Below are 19,015 nucleotides of genomic sequence, written 5' to 3' on the forward strand. Positions count from 1 at the left end.
CAGTCGACCTGTGCCCCCGCCACATGCGCCTCAGCGAGCGACATCGCGAACCGACCCGGACCACCCTCACCACGCCGCAACGACCCGATCACCCTGACCCGATCACCACCCTCCACCTCACCCACCGTCTCCGACACCGCAGAAACCAACACCGGATGCGGCGACATCTCCACAAAGAACCCCGCACCCTCCCCCACCAACTCCCGCACCGCACCCTCAAAACCCACCCGCCCACGCAAATTCCCAAACCAATACCCGCCATCCAACGTCTCCGTCCCCACAAACCCACCCACCGCCGTCGAAAAGAACGGCACCCGCCCCGGACGCGGCACCAGCGGCGCCAACACCTCCAACAACGCCTCCTCCATCACCCCCACCTGCACCGAATGCGACGCATAATCCACCGGCACCCGCCGCGCCCGCACCCCATCCCGCTTCCACCCCTCCAACAACTCCTCCAACAACCCCGCCTCACCCGAAACCACCACCGACCGCGGAGAATTCACCGCCGCCACCGACACCCGCCCCTCATACCGCTCAATCAAGACCGCCACCTCATCAGCCGACAACCCCACCGACACCATCCCCCCAACCCCGCCAACAACTCCCCCACCAAACGCGACCGCAACGCCACCACCCGCGCCGCATCCACCAACGACAAACCACCCGCCACATACGCCGCCGCAATCTCCCCCTGCGAATGCCCCACCACCACATCCGGCTCCACCCCACACGACCGCCACAACGCCGCCAACCCCACCATCACCGCAAACAACACCGGCTGCACCACATCCACCCGCTCCAACGACGGCGCACCCTCAACCCCCCGCAACACCTCCACCACACTCCAATCCACAAACCCACCCAACGCCTCCTCACACGCCGCCACCTCCCCCGCAAACACCACAGAAGAATCCAACAACCCCACCGCCATACCCACCCACTGCGCACCCTGACCAGGAAAAACAAACACCGTCTTCCCCGACACCGAACGATCCTGCACCACCCCCACACCCGGCTCACCCACCGACAACGCCACCAACCCCGCCAACAACGACTCCCGATCACCAGCAGACACCGCGGCACGATGCTCCAAATGCGCCCGCGTCGTCGCCGCCGAGAACGCCGCATCCAACACACCAAGCTCCGCATGCGCCAGCAGATGCTCCCGCAACCGACCCGCCTGCGCCCGCAACCCCACCTCATCCCTCGCCGACACCACCACCGGCACCACCGGCAGGCTCTTCTCGGGCTGCTCCGCCGGCTGCTCGGCAGTCGCCGGAGCCTCCTCCAGGATCATGTGCGCGTTCGTGCCGGAGACGCCGAAGGACGACACGGCCGCGCGGCGAGGCCGGCCGGGGTCGGTCCAGGGCCGGGACTCGGTCAGCAGCCTGACGGCGCCCGACTCCCAGTCCACGTGCGAGGACGGCTCGTCCACGTGCAAGGTGGCGGGGAGTTGCCGGTGCCGCAGCGCCTGCACCATCTTGATCACGCCGGCCACGCCGGCCGCGGCCGAGGAGTGGCCGATGTTCGACTTGATCGAGCCGAGCCACAACGGCCGCTCGGCGTCGCGGTCCTGGCCGTACGTCGCCAGCAGCGCCTGCGCCTCGATGGGGTCACCGAGCCGGGTGCCCGTGCCGTGGCCCTCGACCGCGTCGACCTGGTCGGGACGCAGCCCGGCCGCGGCCAGCGCGTTCCGGATCACCCGTTCCTGGGCGGGGCCGCTCGGCGCGGTCAGCCCGTTGGACGCGCCGTCCTGGTTCACCGCGCTGCCGCGGATCACGGCCAGCACGTTGTGTCCCAGGCGCTGAGCGTCCGACAGCCGCTCCATCACGACCAGGCCGACACCGTCGGAGAAGCCGGTGCCGTCAGCGCCGGCCGCGTACGACCGGCAGCGGCCGTCGGGCGAGAGCCCGCGCTGCCGGGAGAACTCCACCAGCAGGAACGGCCCGGACATCACCGTCGCTCCACCGGCCAGCGCCAGCGAGCACTCGCCGTTGCGCAGTGCCTGCGCGGCCAGGTGCATCGCCACCAAGGAGGAGGAGCACGCGGTGTCCACCGACACCGCGGGACCCTGGAGCCCGAAGGTGTAGCTCAACCGCCCCGAGACCACGCTCGTCGTGGTGCCGGTCAGTTTGAACCCTTCCAGCTCGGGCGTCGCGCCCCGGCCGTACTCGGAGGCGACCGCACCGCAGAAGACGCCGGTGTCGCTGCCCCGCAACGAGCCCGGGTCGATCCCGGCGTCCTCCAGCGCCTCCCAGGCACCTTCGAGCAGCAACCGCTGCTGCGGGTCCATCGCCAGCGCCTCGCGCGGGCTGATCCCGAAGAACCCCGCGTCGAACTCGCCTGCCCCGTCGAGGTATCCGCCACCGCGCGCGTACACCGTGCCGGCCCGCTCCGGGTCCGGGTCGTACAGCCGCTCCAGGTCCCAACCACGGTCACCCGGCAGCCCCGATATCGCGTCCCGCCCCTCGGCGACCAGGTCCCACAGCCCCTCGGGCGACGACGCGCCACCCGGGTAGCGGCAGCTCATGCCCACGATCGCCAGCGGCTCGTCCACGTCGGCCCGCCGCCTGGCCGGAACCCGCGCCGCCACCGCCTTCCCGGCGCCCGCGTCGGCACCGGGCACCTGCGTCACCAGGAACTTCGCCACCGCGACCGCGGTCGGGTGGTCGAACACCAGGGTCGCGGGCAACTTGAGTCCGGTCGCCTGGACCAGGCGGTTGCGCAGTTCGACCGAGGAGAGCGAGTCGAAGCCCTGCTCCTTGAAGGCCCGTCCCGACTCCACCGTGGACGCCGACGCGTGCCCGAGCACCGCCGCCACCTGCGCGGTCACCAGCTCCAGCGTCACCCGCTCCCACTGCTCGCGCTCGACTCCCGCGAGCCGGGTCGCCAGCGACCCTCCGCCGCCCGCGCGTCCCGCACGGCCGGGCGAGCGGACCAGCCCGGCGAGCAACGGCACCGCCGTACCGGCCCGAGCCTGCTCGCGCAGCGCGGCCAGGTCCAGTTGGACCGGCGCGACCAGCGCGGCATCCACCCGCTGCGCCGCGTCGAGCAGTTCGAGCCCCAGCTCGGAGGAGAGCGCCTGCACACCCATGCGCTCCAACCGGGCGAGTTGCGCGGCGTCCAGTTCCCCGGTCATCCCGGTCTCCGCCGCCCACAGACCCCACGCCAGCGATACGGCCGGACGACCCTGCGCCCGCCGCCACGCCGCCAACGCGTCCAACCCGGCGTTCGCCGCCGCGTAGTTGCCCTGCCCCGCGCTTCCGATCAGCGCGGCCACCGAGGAGAACAGCACGAACGACCGCAGATCCAGCTCCGCCGTCAACTCGTCCAGCAGCAAGGCCGCGTCCAGCTTCGGCCGCAGCACGCGGTCCACTTGCTCCGGCGTCAGCGACGCCACCAGCCCGTCCTCCAGGACACCGGCCGCGTGCACCACACCCGCCAGCGGAACCTCCAACGAGCCCAGCAGAGAGGTCAGTTGCTCCCGGTCCGCCACATCACACGCAGCGACCCGCACCCGGCAGCCGGCCGCTTCCAACTCCGCGACCAACTCGCCCGCACCCGGCGCCTCCAGACCACGCCTCGACGCCAGCACCAGATGCCGCGCACCACCAGCAGTGACCAAGTGCCGCGCCACCAGCGCACCCAGACCCCCGGTCCCACCCGTCACCAGCACCGCGCCATCCGTGCCGGCGCCCAGCAGCGGCTCCGTCCCCAGCGCCGCTGGCACGACGGCCCGCGTCAGCCGCGGAGCGAGCACCTTGCCGCCGCGCACCGCCACCTGCGGCTCGTCGTACGCGACGAGTGCGGCAAGCCCCGGGCCCGTCGCGTCGCCGGCGGCCGGGTCCAGCTCCGGGTCGAGGTCCACCAGGACGAAGCGTCCCGGGTGCTCCGACTGCGCGCTGCGCACCAGGCCCCACGCGGCAGCCGCCGCGACATCCGGCGCCTCCGCGCCGACCGCGATCGCACCCCGGGTCACCAGCACCAACCGGGACTCGGCCAGGGCCTCCGCGGCCAGCCACTCCTGCACCAGTGCGAGCGTCCGCGCGGCCACCACGTGCGCGGTCTGCGCCACGTCCGCCGCGCCGCCGTCAAGCACCGCGCCGCCGCCGTCGAGCGCCGCGCCTGACGGCACCGCCGCCACCACCGCACCCGGCACCGCCGCGCCGGCCGCCACCGCACCGACCAGCGCGTCGAGTTCCGCGAACAGCTCGCCGGTCTCCGCACCCTCCTGCGAACCCGGCACCGCGACCTCACCGAGCACCGCGACGCTCGCCGGGGCAGCTCCGCTCGCGCCCGCGGCCTCGGCCCACTCCACCGTGAACAGCGAGCCGTCGGCCGCCCTCGCGGTACCCGCCAACTGCGCCTGGTCCACCGGCCGGAGCACGAGGGACCGGACCGACACCACCGGGGCGCCGGAGTCGTCGACCGCGTCGAACCGCACCGTGGAGTCGCCGATGGCCCCGGCGCGGACCCGCAGCCGTGAGACGCCCTGGCGCCCGAGCCGGACACCGGTCCAGCTGAACGGCATCTTGTGCTGGCTGCCGCCGGTGAAGAGGGGCACCCCGCCCTGTACCACCGCGTCGAAGAGCGCCGGGTGGATGCCGAACTCGCCGGCCGGACCCGCGTACTCGTCCGCCAGCGCGACCTCGACGTAGATGTCGTCCCCGTCGCGCCAGGCCGCCCGCATGCCCTGGAAGACCGGCCCGTAGTCGTACCCGAGGTCGGTGAGCTGGTCGTAGAGCCGCTCGGCCGCGACCGGTTCGGCGTCCGGCGGCGGCCACTGCGCCGCCCAGGCCGCGGCCGGCTCGGGCTCGGTCTCGGCGGCGAGTACGCCCCGCGCGTGGCAGATCGACCCGCCCCGCTCGCCGCCCTCGGGGGTGGTGTAGATCGCGACGGCACGGTGGCCGTTCTCGTCGGCCTCCGCGACGGTGACCTGGAGCTGCACCGAGGAATCGCCGGCGAGCAACAGCGGTGCGCCCAGGACCAGTTCCTCCACCACCGGGCAGCCCACGTGGCCGCCCGCCGTCAGCGCGAGCTCCACCAGCGTGACGCCGGGCACGACGACCGTGCCGAACAGCATGTGCTCGGTGACCCAGGAGTCCGTGTCCGTGCCCAACCGCCCGGTGAACAGCCACTGGTCCTGGTCGCCGATCCGCACGCCCGCGGTCAGCAAGGGGTGATCGACACGCTCGGCCCCGGCCGCGACCGAGCCCTGGGCCCCGGCCCCCGACAACTGCCAGTAGCGTTCTCGCTGGAAGGCGTACGTCGGCAGGGATACGGTCCTGGCGCCGGTGCCGGCGTAGAACGCGGCCCAGTCCACGGGCACTCCGGCCGCGTGCACGGTCGCGGCGAACCCGGCGAACGCGGCCGGCTCCTCCTGCCGGGCCCGCAGCGCCGCCACGAACACCGCATGCCCGGCGGCCTCGTCGCCGCTGGCGGCCTCCACCGCCTGGCGGGCGAGCGCGGTCAACGATCCATCCGGCCCCAGCTCCAGGAACCGCGTCACCCCGAGCCCGGCCAGCGCGCTGATCCCGTCGGCGAAGCGCACCGCCTCCCGCGCGTGCCGCACCCAGTACGACGGGTCCGCCAACTCACCCGGCAACGTCACCGCACCCGTCACGTTCGACACCACCGGAATCACGGGCTCAGCGAACCGCAAACGACCCGCCACCTCCGCGAACTCCGCCAACATCGGCTCCATCAACGCCGAGTGGAACGCATGAGACACCCGCAACCGGGTCGTCTTCACCCCCTCCCACACCGGCAACCCCAGCCACTCCTCCAGCGCCTCCCGCTCACCGGACACCACGACCGCCCGGACACCGTTCACCGCGGCGATCGACAACCGGCCCTCGAACCCGGCCAACGACCCCCGCACCTGCTCCTCACCGGCCTGCACCGCCGCCATCGCCCCGCCGGCCGGCAACGCACCCATCAACCTGCCCCGAGCCGCCACCAACGCGCTCGCGTCCGGCAGGGACAGCACCCCGGCGACGTGGGCCGCCGCGATCTCGCCCACCGAGTGACCGACCAGGAAGTCCGGCCTCACGCCGAGCGACTCCGCCAACCGGAACAACGCCACCTCCACCGCGAACAACCCCGCCTGCGTGAACTGCGTCGCGTTCAGCAACTCGGCCTCCACCGAGCCCTCTTCGCCCGCCAACACCTGCGACAACGGCCGCTCCAACAGCGGGTCCAACTCCGCGCACACCTCGTCCAGCGCCCTCCCGAACACCGGGAACACCGACGCCAACCCCAACCCCATCCGCGCCCGCTGCGCCCCCTGACCCGAGAACACGAACGCCGTCTTCCCCGGCACCGCCCGCCCCTGCACCACACCCGCACCCGGCTCACCCAACGAGAGCGCCGCCAACCCCGCCAGCAACGACTCCCGGTCACCGGCCACCACCGCGGCCCGCTCCTCCAGGTGGGATCGCGTGGTCGCGGCCGAGAACGCCGTGTCCAGCACACCGAGTTCCGGCCGCGCCAGCAGGTGCTCCCGCAACCGCCGGGCCTGCGCCCGCAACGCCACCTCGTCCCTCGCCGACACCACCACCGGCACCACCGGCCGGACCTCGCGTTCCGCCGGGGCGGACGCCTGCGCACCCGTGCCCGATCCTGTGCCCGAACCCGTGCCCGCTTCCGGCTCCGTGTCGCTCTGCGCGGGCGCCTCCTCCAGGATCAGGTGGGCATTCGTGCCCGAGATCCCGAAGGACGACACGCCCGCACGGCGGGGACGCTCACCGGCCGGCCAGGGCTGGGCGTCGGTCAGCAGCCTGACCGCACCCGACTCCCAGTCCACCTGCGAGGACGGGGCGTCCACGTGCAACGTCGCCGGGAGCCGCTCGTGCCGCAGCGCCTGCACCATCTTGATGACCCCGGCCACGCCGGCCGCCATCGAGGAGTGGCCGATGTTCGACTTGATCGAGCCCAACCACAGCGGGTCACCGGCCTCGCGGTCCTGCCCGTACGTCGCGAGCAGCGCGTGCGCCTCGATGGGGTCACCGAGCCGCGTGCCCGTGCCGTGGCCCTCGACCGCGTCGACCTCGTCGGGACGCAGGCCGGCCGCGGACAGCGCCGCGCGGATCACCCGCTCCTGCGACGGGCCGCTCGGCGCGGTCAACCCGTTGGACGCGCCGTCCTGGTTCACCGCACTTCCCCGGACCACCGCCAGCACCCGGTGTCCGCGGCGCCGGGCGTCCGACAACCGCTCCATCACGACCAGACCGACACCGTCCGAGAAACCGGTCCCGTCGGCGCCCTCCGCGTACGACTTGCACCGGCCGTCCGCGGCCAGCCCGCGCTGCCGGGAGAACTCCACCAGCAGGAACGGCGTGGACAGCACCGTCACGCCGCCGGCCAGCGCCAGCGAGCACTCACCGGAACGCAGCGCCTGCGCGGCCAGGTGCATCGCCACCAAGGAGGAGGAGCACGCCGTGTCCACCGACACCGCGGGACCCTCCAGCCCCAGGCTGTACGCCACCCGGCCCGACACCACGCTCGTCGTTCCGCCGGTCAGTCGGAAACCCTCCAGGTCCGACCGGCCGCCCGGCGCCGACCCCGACCCCGGGTAGTCCGAGATGCCGACGCCGCAGAAGACGCCGGTGTCGCTGCCGCGGAGCGAGGCCGGGTCGATCCCGGCGTCCTCCAGCGCCTCCCACGACCCCTCCAGCAGCAACCGCTGCTGCGGGTCCATCGCCAGCGCCTCGCGCGGGCTGATCCCGAAGAACCCCGCGTCGAAGTCGCCCACCCCGTCGGCGAATCCGCCGCGCTGGGCGTAGAACGTCCCGACCTTGTCCGGGTCCGGGTCGTGCAGCCGCTCCAGGTCCCAGCCACGGTCCTCGGGCAGCCCCGCCATCGCGTCCCGGCCGGTCGCCACCAGGTCCCACAACTGCTCGGGCGACGACGCGCCACCCGGATAACGGCAACTCATCCCCACGATCGCCAGCGGCTCGGTGGACTGCGCCATGAGTCGCCGGTTCTGCTGCCGAAGTCGCTCGGCTTCCTTGACCGACCGCCTCAGGGCCTCGACGAGCTCGTTCTGGTCGCCAGCCATGCTTGTTCCTCCAGGTTCAGGCGCAAAGCGGGGGTAAGTCGGTTGGCACGCTTGTGCTTAAACTGCGGTCTCTTCGGTCATCCGGATCAGGGCCGCGGCGTCCATGTCGTCGATCGACTCGGCGCTGTCCTCCGCCGAAGAGCCGTCGTCCGAGGCGTTGTTCACCAGTTCCAGGAGCGCGTCGAGCAGCCCCGACGCCCGCAGGCGGTTGATCGGGATCGATGTCAGTACGTCCCGGATCTCGTCCTCTTCCGACGAGCGGCGGCCGTTCGGCACGGTGCCGGGCATGGCGACCGGGATCATGTACTGGGTGACGGCGATCGCGGTGGGATGGTCGAAGACGAGCGTGGTCGGCAGCTTGAGTCCGGTCGCCTGGGTCAGCCGGTTGCGCAGCTCGACCGCGGAGAGCGAGTCGAAGCCCAGCTCCTTGAACGCCCGGCCCGGGTCCACGGCCGATCCCGACGCGTGCCCGAGCACCGCCGCGACCTGCGCCGTCACCAGGTCCAGCGTCACCTGCTCCCAGTCCTCCCGTCCCACCTGGGCCAGCCGGGAGGCCAGCGACCCGTTCCCGCCCGCGGCCCGGGCCTGCCGCACCTGGACCCGTACGAGTCCGGCGAGCAAGGGCGGCGCCATCCCTTGCCGTGCCTGCGCCCGGATCGAGGCCAGGTCCAACTGCACCGGCGCGACCAGCGCGGCATCCACCCGCTGCGCCGCGTCGAGCAGTTCGAGCCCCAACTCCGAGGGCAGCGGTTGGAGGCCCAGCCGGTTCAGCCTGGTCAGGTCGGCGTCGTCCAGCTCCCCGGTCATCCCGGTGCGGGTCTCCCACAGGCCCCAGGCCAGCGACACGGCCGGACGGCCCTGCGCCCGGCGCCGGGCGGCGACGGCGTCCAGTACGGCGTTGGCGGCTGCGTAGTTGCCCTGCCCGGGATTGCCGATGAGCGCGGCGACCGAGGAGAACAGGACGAACGACTGGAGGTCGGTGCCGGCCGTCAACTCGTCGAGCAGCAGCGCCGCGTCGACCTTCGGCCGCATCACCCGGTCCAACTGCTCGGGGCTCAGCGACGCGACCACTCCGTCGTCCAGGACGCCGGCCGCGTGCACCACACCCGCCAGCGGAACCTCCAACGATCCGAGGAGTTCCGTCAGTTGCTCCCGGTCCGCCACATCACACGCAGCGACCCGCACCCGGCACCCCGCCGCCTCCAACTCCGCGGCGAGTTCGCTCGCACCCGGCGCCTCCAGACCACGCCTCGACGCCAGCACCAGATGCCGCGCACCACCAGCAGTGACCAAGTGCCGCGCCACCAGCGCACCCAGACCCCCGGTCCCACCCGTCACCAGCACCGCGTGACGCGGGTCCGCCGGCTGCGGAACGGTGAACACCACCTTCCCGGTGTTACGCCCCTCCCGCAGGAACCGGAACGCCTCCGCATACCGCCGGATATCCCAGGTACGGATGGGCGCGTGCGACAACACACCCCCGTCGAGCATCTCCACGACCTCACCGAGCATCTGCCCCAGCCGCTCAGGACTCACCTCGAAAAGGTCGAACGCCTGGTACTCCACACCCGGATGAGCCTCAGCCACCGCCCGCGGGTCACGAACATCCGCCTTCCCCATCTCCAGGAACCGCCCACCCCGCGGCAGCAACCCGAGCGAGGCGTCAACGAACTCACCCGCCAACGCGTCCAGCACCACATCCACACCCGCACCGCCGGTCTCCCGCGCGAACACCTCCGCGAACTCCAGATCCCGCGACGACGCGATCCGCTCACTCGGCACACCCAAGGCCCGTACGGCATCCCACTTCGCCGGACTCGCCGTCGCATAGACCTCCGCGCCCAGATGCGCGGCGATCTGCACCGCCGCCATCCCGACCCCGCCCGCCGCGGAATGCACCAGCACCCGCTCCCCGGCCGCCAACCCGCCGAGGTCCACCAGCCCGTAGTAGGCGGTCAGGTACACCACCGGCACCGCCGCCGCCTGCTCGAACGACCAGCCCTCGGGCATCGGCGCGACCATCCGCCGATCCGCGATCGCCGCCGTACCGAACGACTCGAGGATGAGGCCCATCACCCGGTCACCGGGCGCCAGGTCCGTGACTCCGGGGCCGGTCTCCAGGACGATCCCCGCCGCCTCACTGCCCAGCGGCGCGTCACCCGGGTACACGCCCAACGCGATGAGCACGTCACGGAAGTTGAGCCCCGCGGCCCGCACCGCGACCCGGACCTCGCCCGCATCCAGCGGACGATCGGCACCGGACGGGACGAGCGCCAGGCCCTCCAGCGATCCCTTCGCGACCGACGCCAACCGCCACGGCCCCTCGGCGGGCACGGTGGCCCGCGTCAGCCGGGGTGCCAGCACCCGTCCCTCGCGCACCGCCACCTGCGGCTCGTCGAGCAAGGCCAGCGTGGCCCAGTCCGGCTCCGCCTTCCGGCCGACAGCCTCCAGGTCCGACTCCAGGTTCAGAGCCGGGTCCAGGGCCGGGTCCAGGTCCACCAGCACGAACCGCCCCGGGTGCTCCGACTGCGCGCTGCGCACCAGACCCCACGCGGCAGCCGCCGCCACATCCGGCGCCTCCCCACCGACCGCGATCGCGCCCCGCGTCACCAGCACCAACCGCGCACCCGACAGCGCATCCGCATCCAGCCACCCCTGCACCAGCTCCAGCGTCCGCGCCGCCACCGCACGTGCGGCGTCGGCTTCGTCGCCAGGACCTGACGTGGCACCGACCGTGGCGACCACCACGTCCGGCACCGCCGCGCCCGCGGCCAGGGTCGACTCCAGGGCGTCCAGATCCGCGTAGCGCTCACCGGGGCCGGCCGGTTCGCCGAGCAGGGCCACCGGCACCAGGGCCGGCACCAACCCGGCGTCGTCCGCCGCCCGGACCGGGACCCACTCGACCGTGAAGAGGCTGTCCTGCCCGTTGCCCTGCGCGCGTTCGAGCTGCGCCTGGTCGACAGGACGGAAGGCGACGGCGTCCACCGCCGCGATCACGGCCCCTGAGTCGTCGGCCATGTCGATACGGAACGCGGAGTCGCCCGTCGGGGTGAGCATGACCCGGGCCCTTGGCCCGGACGCCGGCCCGGTCCTGATCCCCGACCACGCGAAGGGCAGGCCCACCGGGGAGCCGGCCTGCATCTCCAGCAGGCTGCCGTGCAACGCGGCGTCCAGCAGCGCCGGGTGGATGCCGAACCCCTGGCCGGAGCCGGCGTGGTCGTCCGGCAGGACCACCTCGGCGTAGACCTGCTCGCCGTCGCGCCAGGCCGCCTGCAACCCCTGGAACAGCGGCCCGTACTCGTAACCGGCCTCCGCCAGCCGCTCGTACAGTCCCTCGACCGGCACCGCGACGGCGCCCTCCGGCGGCCAGTACGCGGGGAACGGCACCGCGGGAGCCTCGACCTCCGAGCCGAGCTTGCCGCGGGCGTGGCAGGTGGGCTGAGCGGCCTCCTGCCCACCGCTCTCACCCGGCGCCGTGTAGATCGCGACGTCCCGGCGCCCCTGATCGTCCGGCGCTCCGACGGTGACCTGGAGATCGAGCGCCGAGCCCTCGGCCAGCAGCAACGGAACCTGCAACACCAGTTCCTCGACGACCGGGCACCCCGCGCGCACCCCCGCCGCCAGCGCCAACTCCACCAGCGCGGCCCCCGGCACGATCACCATGCCGAACACCGCGTGATCGCGCGTCCACGGCTGGACCTCCTGCGACACCCGCCCGGTGAACACCCACTCGTCACGGTCGCCGACGCGCACCGCGGCCGACAGCATCGGATGCCCGAACCGCGCCAACCCAGCACCCGCCAGATCCCCACCCCCGGCCCCCACCGGCAACCAGTACCGCGACCGCTGGAACGCATACCCCGGCAAATCAACCCGCCCGGCACCCGAACCGGCAAAGAACGCGGACCAGTCGACCTGTGCCCCCGCCACATGCGCCTCAGCGAGCGACATCGCGAACCGACCCGGACCACCCTCACCACGCCGCAACGACCCGATCACCCTGACCCGATCACCACCCTCCACCTCACCCACCGTCTCCGACACCGCAGAAACCAACACCGGATGCGGCGACATCTCCACAAAGAACCCCGCACCCTCCCCCACCAACTCCCGCACCGCACCCTCAAAACCCACCCGCCCACGCAAATTCCCAAACCAATACCCGCCATCCAACGTCTCCGTCCCCACAAACCCACCCACCGCCGTCGAAAAGAACGGCACCCGCCCCGGACGCGGCACCAGCGGCGCCAACACCTCCAACAACGCCTCCTCCATCACCCCCACCTGCACCGAATGCGACGCATAATCCACCGGCACCCGCCGCGCCCGCACCCCATCCCGCTTCCACCCCTCCAACAACTCCTCCAACAACCCCGCCTCACCCGAAACCACCACCGACCGCGGAGAATTCACCGCCGCCACCGACACCCGCCCCTCATACCGCTCAATCAAGACCGCCACCTCATCAGCCGACAACCCCACCGACACCATCCCCCCCAACCCCGCCAACAACTCCCCCACCAAACGCGACCGCAACGCCACCACCCGCGCCGCATCCACCAACGACAAACCACCCGCCACATACGCCGCCGCAATCTCCCCCTGCGAATGCCCCACCACCACATCCGGCTCCACCCCACACGACCGCCACAACGCCGCCAACCCCACCATCACCGCAAACAACACCGGCTGCACCACATCCACCCGCTCCAACGACGGCGCACCCTCAACCCCCCGCAACACCTCCACCACACTCCAATCCACAAACCCACCCAACGCCTCCTCACACGCCGCCACCTCCCCCGCAAACACCACAGAAGAATCCAACAACCCCACCGCCATACCCACCCACTGCGCACCCTGACCAGGAAAAACAAACACCGTCTTCCCCGACACCGAACGATCCTGCACCACCCCCACACCCGGCTCACCCACCGACAACGCCACCAACCCCGCCAACAACGACTCCCGATCACCAGCAGACACCGCGGCACGATGCTCCAAATGCGCCCGCGTCGTCGCCGCCGAGAACGCCGCATCCAACACACCAAGCTCCGCACGCGCCAGCAGATGCTCCCGCAACCGACCCGCCTGCGCCCGCAACCCCACCTCATCCCTCGCCGACACCACCACCGGCACCAACGGCAGTTCGGTCCGGTCGCCGGCCTCGATCGGCCCCCCGGTCCCGGTGCCCGCCTCGGGCTCCGGAGCCTCCTCGGCCGCTTCTTCGAGGATGACGTGGGCGTTGGTGCCGGATATCCCGAAGGAGGACACGCCCGCGCGGCGGACCCGCTCCCCGGCCGGCCAGGGCCGCGCGCCGGTCAGCAGCCTGACCGCACCCGACTCCCAGTCCACGTGCGGAGACGGCGCGTCCACGTGCAGCGTCGCCGGCAGCACCTCGTGCCGCAGCGCCTGCACCATCTTGATCACCCCGGCCACCCCGGCGGCCGCCTGCGTGTGGCCGATGTTCGACTTCATCGAGCCGAGCCACAACGGCCGCTCAGCGTCGCGACCTTGCCCGTACGTCGCCAGCAGCGCCTCGGCCTCGATCGGGTCACCGAGCCGCGTGCCCGTACCGTGCGCCTCCACCGCGTCGACGTCGGTGGGGCCGAGCCCGGCCGACGCCAGCGCCGCCCGGATCACCCGCTGCTGGGCCGGACCGCTCGGCGCCGTAAGCCCGTTGGACGCGCCGTCGTGGTTCACGGCCGAGCCGCGCAGCAGCGCCAGGACCCGGTGGCCGTTCCGCTTGGCGTCGCTCAGCCGCTCGACCGCGAGGACCCCGGCGCCCTCCGCCCAGCCGGTGCCGTCGGCCGCCGCCGAGAACGCCTTGCAGCGGCCGTCGGTCGCGAGGCCGCTCTGCCGGCTGAACTCGGCGAATATCCCGGGGCTGGCCATGACGGTGGCCCCGCCGGCCAGCGCCAGCGTGCACTCGCCCGAGCGCAGCGCCTGCGCGGCGAGGTGCAGCGCCACCAGCGAGGAGGAGCACGCGGTGTCGACGGTGAACGTGGGGCCGTGCAGGCCGAGCGCGTAGGCGACGCGTCCGGAGGCGACGCTTGGGCTGTTGCCGGTCAGCAGGTAGCCGTCATATCCGTCGGCTTGCTCGTGCAGCCGCGGGCCGTAGTCCTGGGCCATCACCCCGGTGAACACGCCGACCTGGCCGCCGCGCAGCGTGGCGGGGTCGATGCCGGCGTCCTCCAGCGCCTGCCAGGCCGTTTCGAGCAGCAGCCGCTGCTGGGGGTCCATGGCCGTCGCCTCGCGGGGGCTGATGCCGAAGAAGTCCGGGTCGAACTCGTCCGCGTCGTGCAGGAAGCCGCCGTTCCTGGTGTACGAGGTGCCCGAGCGGCCCCGGGTCGGGTCGTACAGCGCCGCCAGGTCCCAGCCGCGGTTGTCGGGGAACTCCCCGATCGCGTCACGACCGCCGGCGACGAGTTCCCACAGCGACTCGGGCGAGTTGGCGTCGCCGGGGTACCGGCAGGCCATCCCGACGATCGCCAGCGGCTCCGAGCTCGCCGCCGGCTGCCCGGCCGGCTGGTCGAGGTCCGTGCCGGCGGCCGTGTCCCCGGCCAGTTCCGCGCGCAGGTGACGGGCGAGCGCGGCCGGCGTCGGATGCGCGAACACCAGGGTGTCCGGCAGTTCGAGGCCGGTGGCGGCGGCGAGCCGGCCGCGCAGCTCGACCGCTGCCCCCGAGTCGAGCCCGAGGTCCTTGAACGTACGGGTGACGTCGACGGCGCCGGGTGCCGCGTGCCCCAGGGTGATGGCGGTCGCCTTCTGGACGAGGCCCACCAGGTCCTCGGTGCGGGCGGCGGTGTCCGCGACGGGCTCCCGGTCGGGCCGGGCCGGTTCGGCCGGCCGCGGCAGGATCTCCTCCGCCCCGCCCGGACGGCCGTCGGACGCGTCCGGGACGGCGAACCAGTAGCGCTCGCGCTGGAAGGCGTACGTCGGCAGGGGGACGCGGCTGCCGACGCCCGGCGCCGGTTCCCAGTCGAGGGCGCCGCCCTGCACGTAGTACTGGCCGACCGCGGTGAAGAACTGCCGGAGGCTGCCGTGGCCGCGGCGGAGCGTCCCGGTCGCGAGCGAGTCGGTGACCCCCGCGTCCCGCAGCGTCTCCCCGATGCTGCCGACCAGTCCCGGGTGCGGGCTGGTCTCGACGAAGGCACGGTGGTGGTCGGCGAGCGCGGCCCGGACGGCCGACTCGAACTCGACGGTCTGGCGGAGGTTGCGGAACCAGTAGGCGGCGGTCAGTTCGGTGGTGTCCAGCAGGCCACCGGTGACGGTCGAGTAGAAGGCCAGTTCCGCCCGCCGGGGTCGGATCGAGCCGAGCAGCCGCAGCAGGTCCTGCTCGATGGCGTCGACCTGCGGTGAGTGCGACGCGTAGTCGATCGGGACCTCGCGGACGCGGACGCCGTCGGCCCGGCACGCGGCCATCAACTCCGCGAGCGCGGCGGGGTCACCGGAGACCACGGTGCTGCCGGGCCCGTTCACGGCGCCCACGCCGAGCAGGCCGGGGTAGCCGGCGATCCGGCCGCGGACCGCGTCGACCGGCTCGGCCACCGACACCATCCCGCCGAGTCCGGCCACGGCGTTGAGGGCCTGGCCGCGCAGCGCGACGACGGCGGCGGCGTCGGACAGGGACAGCGCGCCGGCGACATGCGCGGCGGCGATCTCGCCCTGGGAGTGCCCGATCACGGCGTCCGGGGTGACGCCCTGCGCCTGCCAGAGGCGGGCCAGGGCGACCATCACGGCGAACAGCACCGGCTGCACGACGTCGCCCCGGTCCAGCGACGGGGCCCCGGGCAGCTCGCGCACCACGTCGAGCACCGACCAGTCCTGGTACTCGGCGAGCGCTTGCGCGGCCGCGGTCAGGTGCTCGGCGAAGACGGGGGAGGTGTCCAGCAACTCCCGGGCCATGCCCGCCCACTGCGACCCCTGCCCGGGGAAGACGAAGACGGTCCCGCCGACGGCGCGGGCGGTGCCCTCCACCACGTTCGCCGCCTGGTCGCCGGTCTCCAGGGCCTGGAGCCCGGCGTGGAACTCCGCGGGGCCGGCGCCGAGGACGACGGCGCGCTGCTCGAACGCCTGGCGCGTGGTGGCGAGGGAAAGGCCCGTGTCGGCGGTGGGCACGCCGGGCCTCGACTCGACGTGCGCGCGCAGCCGGCCCGCCTGTGCCCGCAGCGCCGGCGCGGTACGGCCGGACAGCGGCCAGCCGTGCGCGGCGACGTGGTCGGTGGGAACGGCCGGCCGGGTCCGCGTCTCCGGCTCGCCCGACAGCGGCTCGCCCGACGGCAGTTCAGCGGGCGGCAGTTCAGCCGACGGCGGCTCGGCCACGATGAGATGGCAGTTGGTGCCGCCCATGCCGAAGGAGCTGACCCCCGCTACCAGCCGGTGCCGCTCGTCCGGCCACGGCCCTTCCGCGCGCTGCACGCTCAGACCGAGTTCGGCCAGCGGGATGGCGGGGTGGGGGTGCTCGAAGTTGAGGCTGGCCGGAACGCGGCGGCGCTCGATGCTGAGCAGCACCTTCAGCAGCCCGGCGACGCCGGCCGCGCCTTCCAGGTGCCCGATGTTGGTCTTCACCGAGCCGACGAGCAGCGGCTTGGCCGCCGGCCGGTCCGCGCCGAGCGTGGCGCCCAGCGCCGCCGCCTCGATCGGGTCGCCGACCTTGGTGCCGGTGCCGTGCAGTTCGACGTACTGGACGTCTTCCGGCCGGACGCCGGCCGCCTGGACCGCCAGCCGGATGACGTCGCGCTGCGCCTGCTCGCTGGGCACGGTGAGGCCGTCGGTGCGGCCGTCGTTGTTGACGGCGCTGCCCAGGATCAGGCCGTAGATCCGGTCACCGTCGGCCTGTGCCCGCTCCGCGCTCTTGAGGACGACGACGGCGCCGCCCTCGCCCCGGACGAAGCCGTTGGCGCGGGCGTCGAAGGTGTAGCAACGCCCGTCCGGGGACAGCGCGTTGAACTGCTCCGTCATGGCGGTGCTGCCGGGGTCCAGCATGAGGTTGACCCCGCCCGCCAGGGCCAGGTCCGTCTCGCCGCGCCGGATGCTCTCGGCGGCCAGGTGCACCGAGACCAGCGAGGAGGACTGCGCGGAGTCCACGGTCAGGCTCGGCCCACGCAGGCCCAGGCTGTAGGAGACCCGGTTCGCGATGATCCCCCGGTTCAGGCCGGTCAGCGTGTAGCGGTTGACGTCCCCCTGCCGGCGGGCCAGCAAGGTGGCGTAGTCGCTGGAGATGCTGGCGAGGAACACGCCCGCGCGGCTCCCGGACAGGGCGGCCGGAACGATGCCCGTGTCCTCCAGCGCCTCCCAGCACAGCTCCAGGACGACGCGCTGCTGCGGGTCCATCGCCGCCGCCTCGTTCGGGGAGACGCCGAAGAACGCGGCATCGAACGCGTCGATGTCGTCGACGAATCCGCCCGGCCAGTCGACGCCGTCCGGAATCGACGCCCGGTTCTTGTCGGACGCCATTCCCATGGCGTGCCGGCCGTCGCGAAGCAGTTCCCAGAGACCGTCCGGGGTGGCGGCTCCTGGCAGCCGGCAGGAAATGCCGACTATCGCGATGTTCGCTCCGCTACCAGTGGGGGATTCAGTCATCGATTTCTCCACAGAGGTCCGACTGGCACCAGGACAGGAGCCGGGAATGATTCCGGTGTGTTCTCGGCCGGCCCGTCCCGTCGGCGGCCGCCGTGCACGTTTCACCGAACACGGCGGCCATGGCCGGACGCTGCCGCTTTCGACGTCAGCCGAGGGTCACGGGCAGGTTCTCGTACCCGCGAATCGTCAGGCGGTCCCGTCGGGTCGGCTCACCGGCCGGCGCGATGTCGGGGAACCGTTCGAGCAGCTCGGAGAAGGCCACCGCGCCCTCCAGCCGGGCCAGCGGCGCACCGAGGCAGTGGTGGATGCCCGCGCCCATGGACACCGGCTGGATGGCGGTGCGGGTCGGGTCGAAGCGGTCGGGGTCGGTGTAGCGCTTCGGGTCCCGGTTGCCGGCGCCGAGCGCGAGGAGCGCCCATTCGCCCATCGGGATCGTGGTGCCGGCGATCTCCGCGTCCTCCCGGGCGACCCGGGCGATGAGCTGGACCGGCGAGTCGAACCGCAGGACCTCCTCGACGAAGTTGTCCGCCGAGATCTCCTTCGCCCGCAGCCCGGCGGCGACCTCCGGGTGCTTGAAGAGCAGGTTGAGCCCGTTGCCGAAGATGTGCGTGGTCGTCTCGATCCCCGCGGCCAGCACCACGCCGAGGTTGCAGACCAGTTCCTCCGCGGTCAGCGGGGCGTTCTCCTGGTCGGTGATCTGCACGACGGCGCTCACCAGGTCGTCGCCCGGCTCGATCCTGCGCTTGGCCACCAGGTCCTGGAAGTACTTCTCGAACTCCGCGTAGGCCGTGTCGGCGATGGCGGTGTCTTCCTCGGTCGGCGTCACCTCGAAGACCAGCGTCCAGTCGTTGGCCAGCTGCTTGAACCGCGGCCAGTCCTCCTTCGGCATGCCGAAGAGCTCGCCGACCACGCCGACGGACAGGTTGAAGGCGAACCGGTCCATGAAGTCGACCGGGGAGCCGTCCGCCGCCTCCTCGGCCATCTCGTCGAGCAGGTCCCGGGCGATCTGCCGGATCATGGGTTCGAGCGCGGCGACCCGGCGGGCGCTGAACGCCCGCGCCATCACGTCGCGCATCCTCGTGTGGTCCGGCGGGTTGGTGTCCAGGATGCTGTTGGTCAGGGCGATCACCGACGGGTGCAGTTTCCATTCGGCGGCCGTGAACAGCCGGTTGTACCGGTCGTCCCAGGGACCGAACTCGCCGGCCCGCAGCGTCTCGTTGATCGCGTCGTAGCCGGGCACCATCCACAGCTTGTCGCCCAGCGGGGCGACGGACCCCAGCTCGTGCGCGGCGGCGTAGTGCGGATAGGGATCATCGCGGCCCTCAGGGGTGAGAAGCTCCCCCAGAATCTCGCTGGCGTCCATACGCT

The 19,015-nt window shown here is 72.7% G+C and carries 2 protein-coding genes and 2 pseudogenes; all 4 read right to left on the reverse strand.

The features are described 5' to 3' along the window. Positions 1–68: 68 nt before the first annotated feature. Positions 69–584, reverse strand: a pseudogene (locus tag OG370_RS12290) (acyltransferase domain-containing protein); the annotation flags it as partial. A gap of 74 nt (positions 585–658) precedes the next feature. After that, positions 659–8,062 (reverse strand): annotated as a pseudogene (locus OG370_RS12295) (type I polyketide synthase); the annotation flags it as partial. Between the two features lie 57 nt (positions 8,063–8,119). After that, entirely contained in the window at positions 8,120–17,647 is a 9,528-nt protein-coding gene (locus OG370_RS12300) for a type I polyketide synthase (protein ID WP_328463499.1), read from the reverse strand. Between the two features lie 145 nt (positions 17,648–17,792). Beyond that, entirely contained in the window at positions 17,793–19,010 is a 1,218-nt protein-coding gene (locus OG370_RS12305; protein ID WP_328463501.1) for a cytochrome P450, read from the reverse strand. Positions 19,011–19,015: the final 5 nt, after the last annotated feature.

Origin of the sequence: Streptomyces sp. NBC_00448, from assembly GCF_036014115.1 — a bacterium.
GTDB lineage: Bacteria > Actinomycetota > Actinomycetes > Streptomycetales > Streptomycetaceae > Actinacidiphila.

What these genes read in the sequence shown, in the direction of transcription:
- OG370_RS12300 (WP_328463499.1), bottom strand. Translation starts at nt 17,647, where the DNA reads ATGACTGAATCCCCCACTGGTAGCGGAGCGAACATCGCGATAGTCGGC.
- OG370_RS12305 (WP_328463501.1), bottom strand. Translation starts at nt 19,010, where the DNA reads ATGGACGCCAGCGAGATTCTGGGGGAGCTTCTCACCCCTGAGGGCCGC.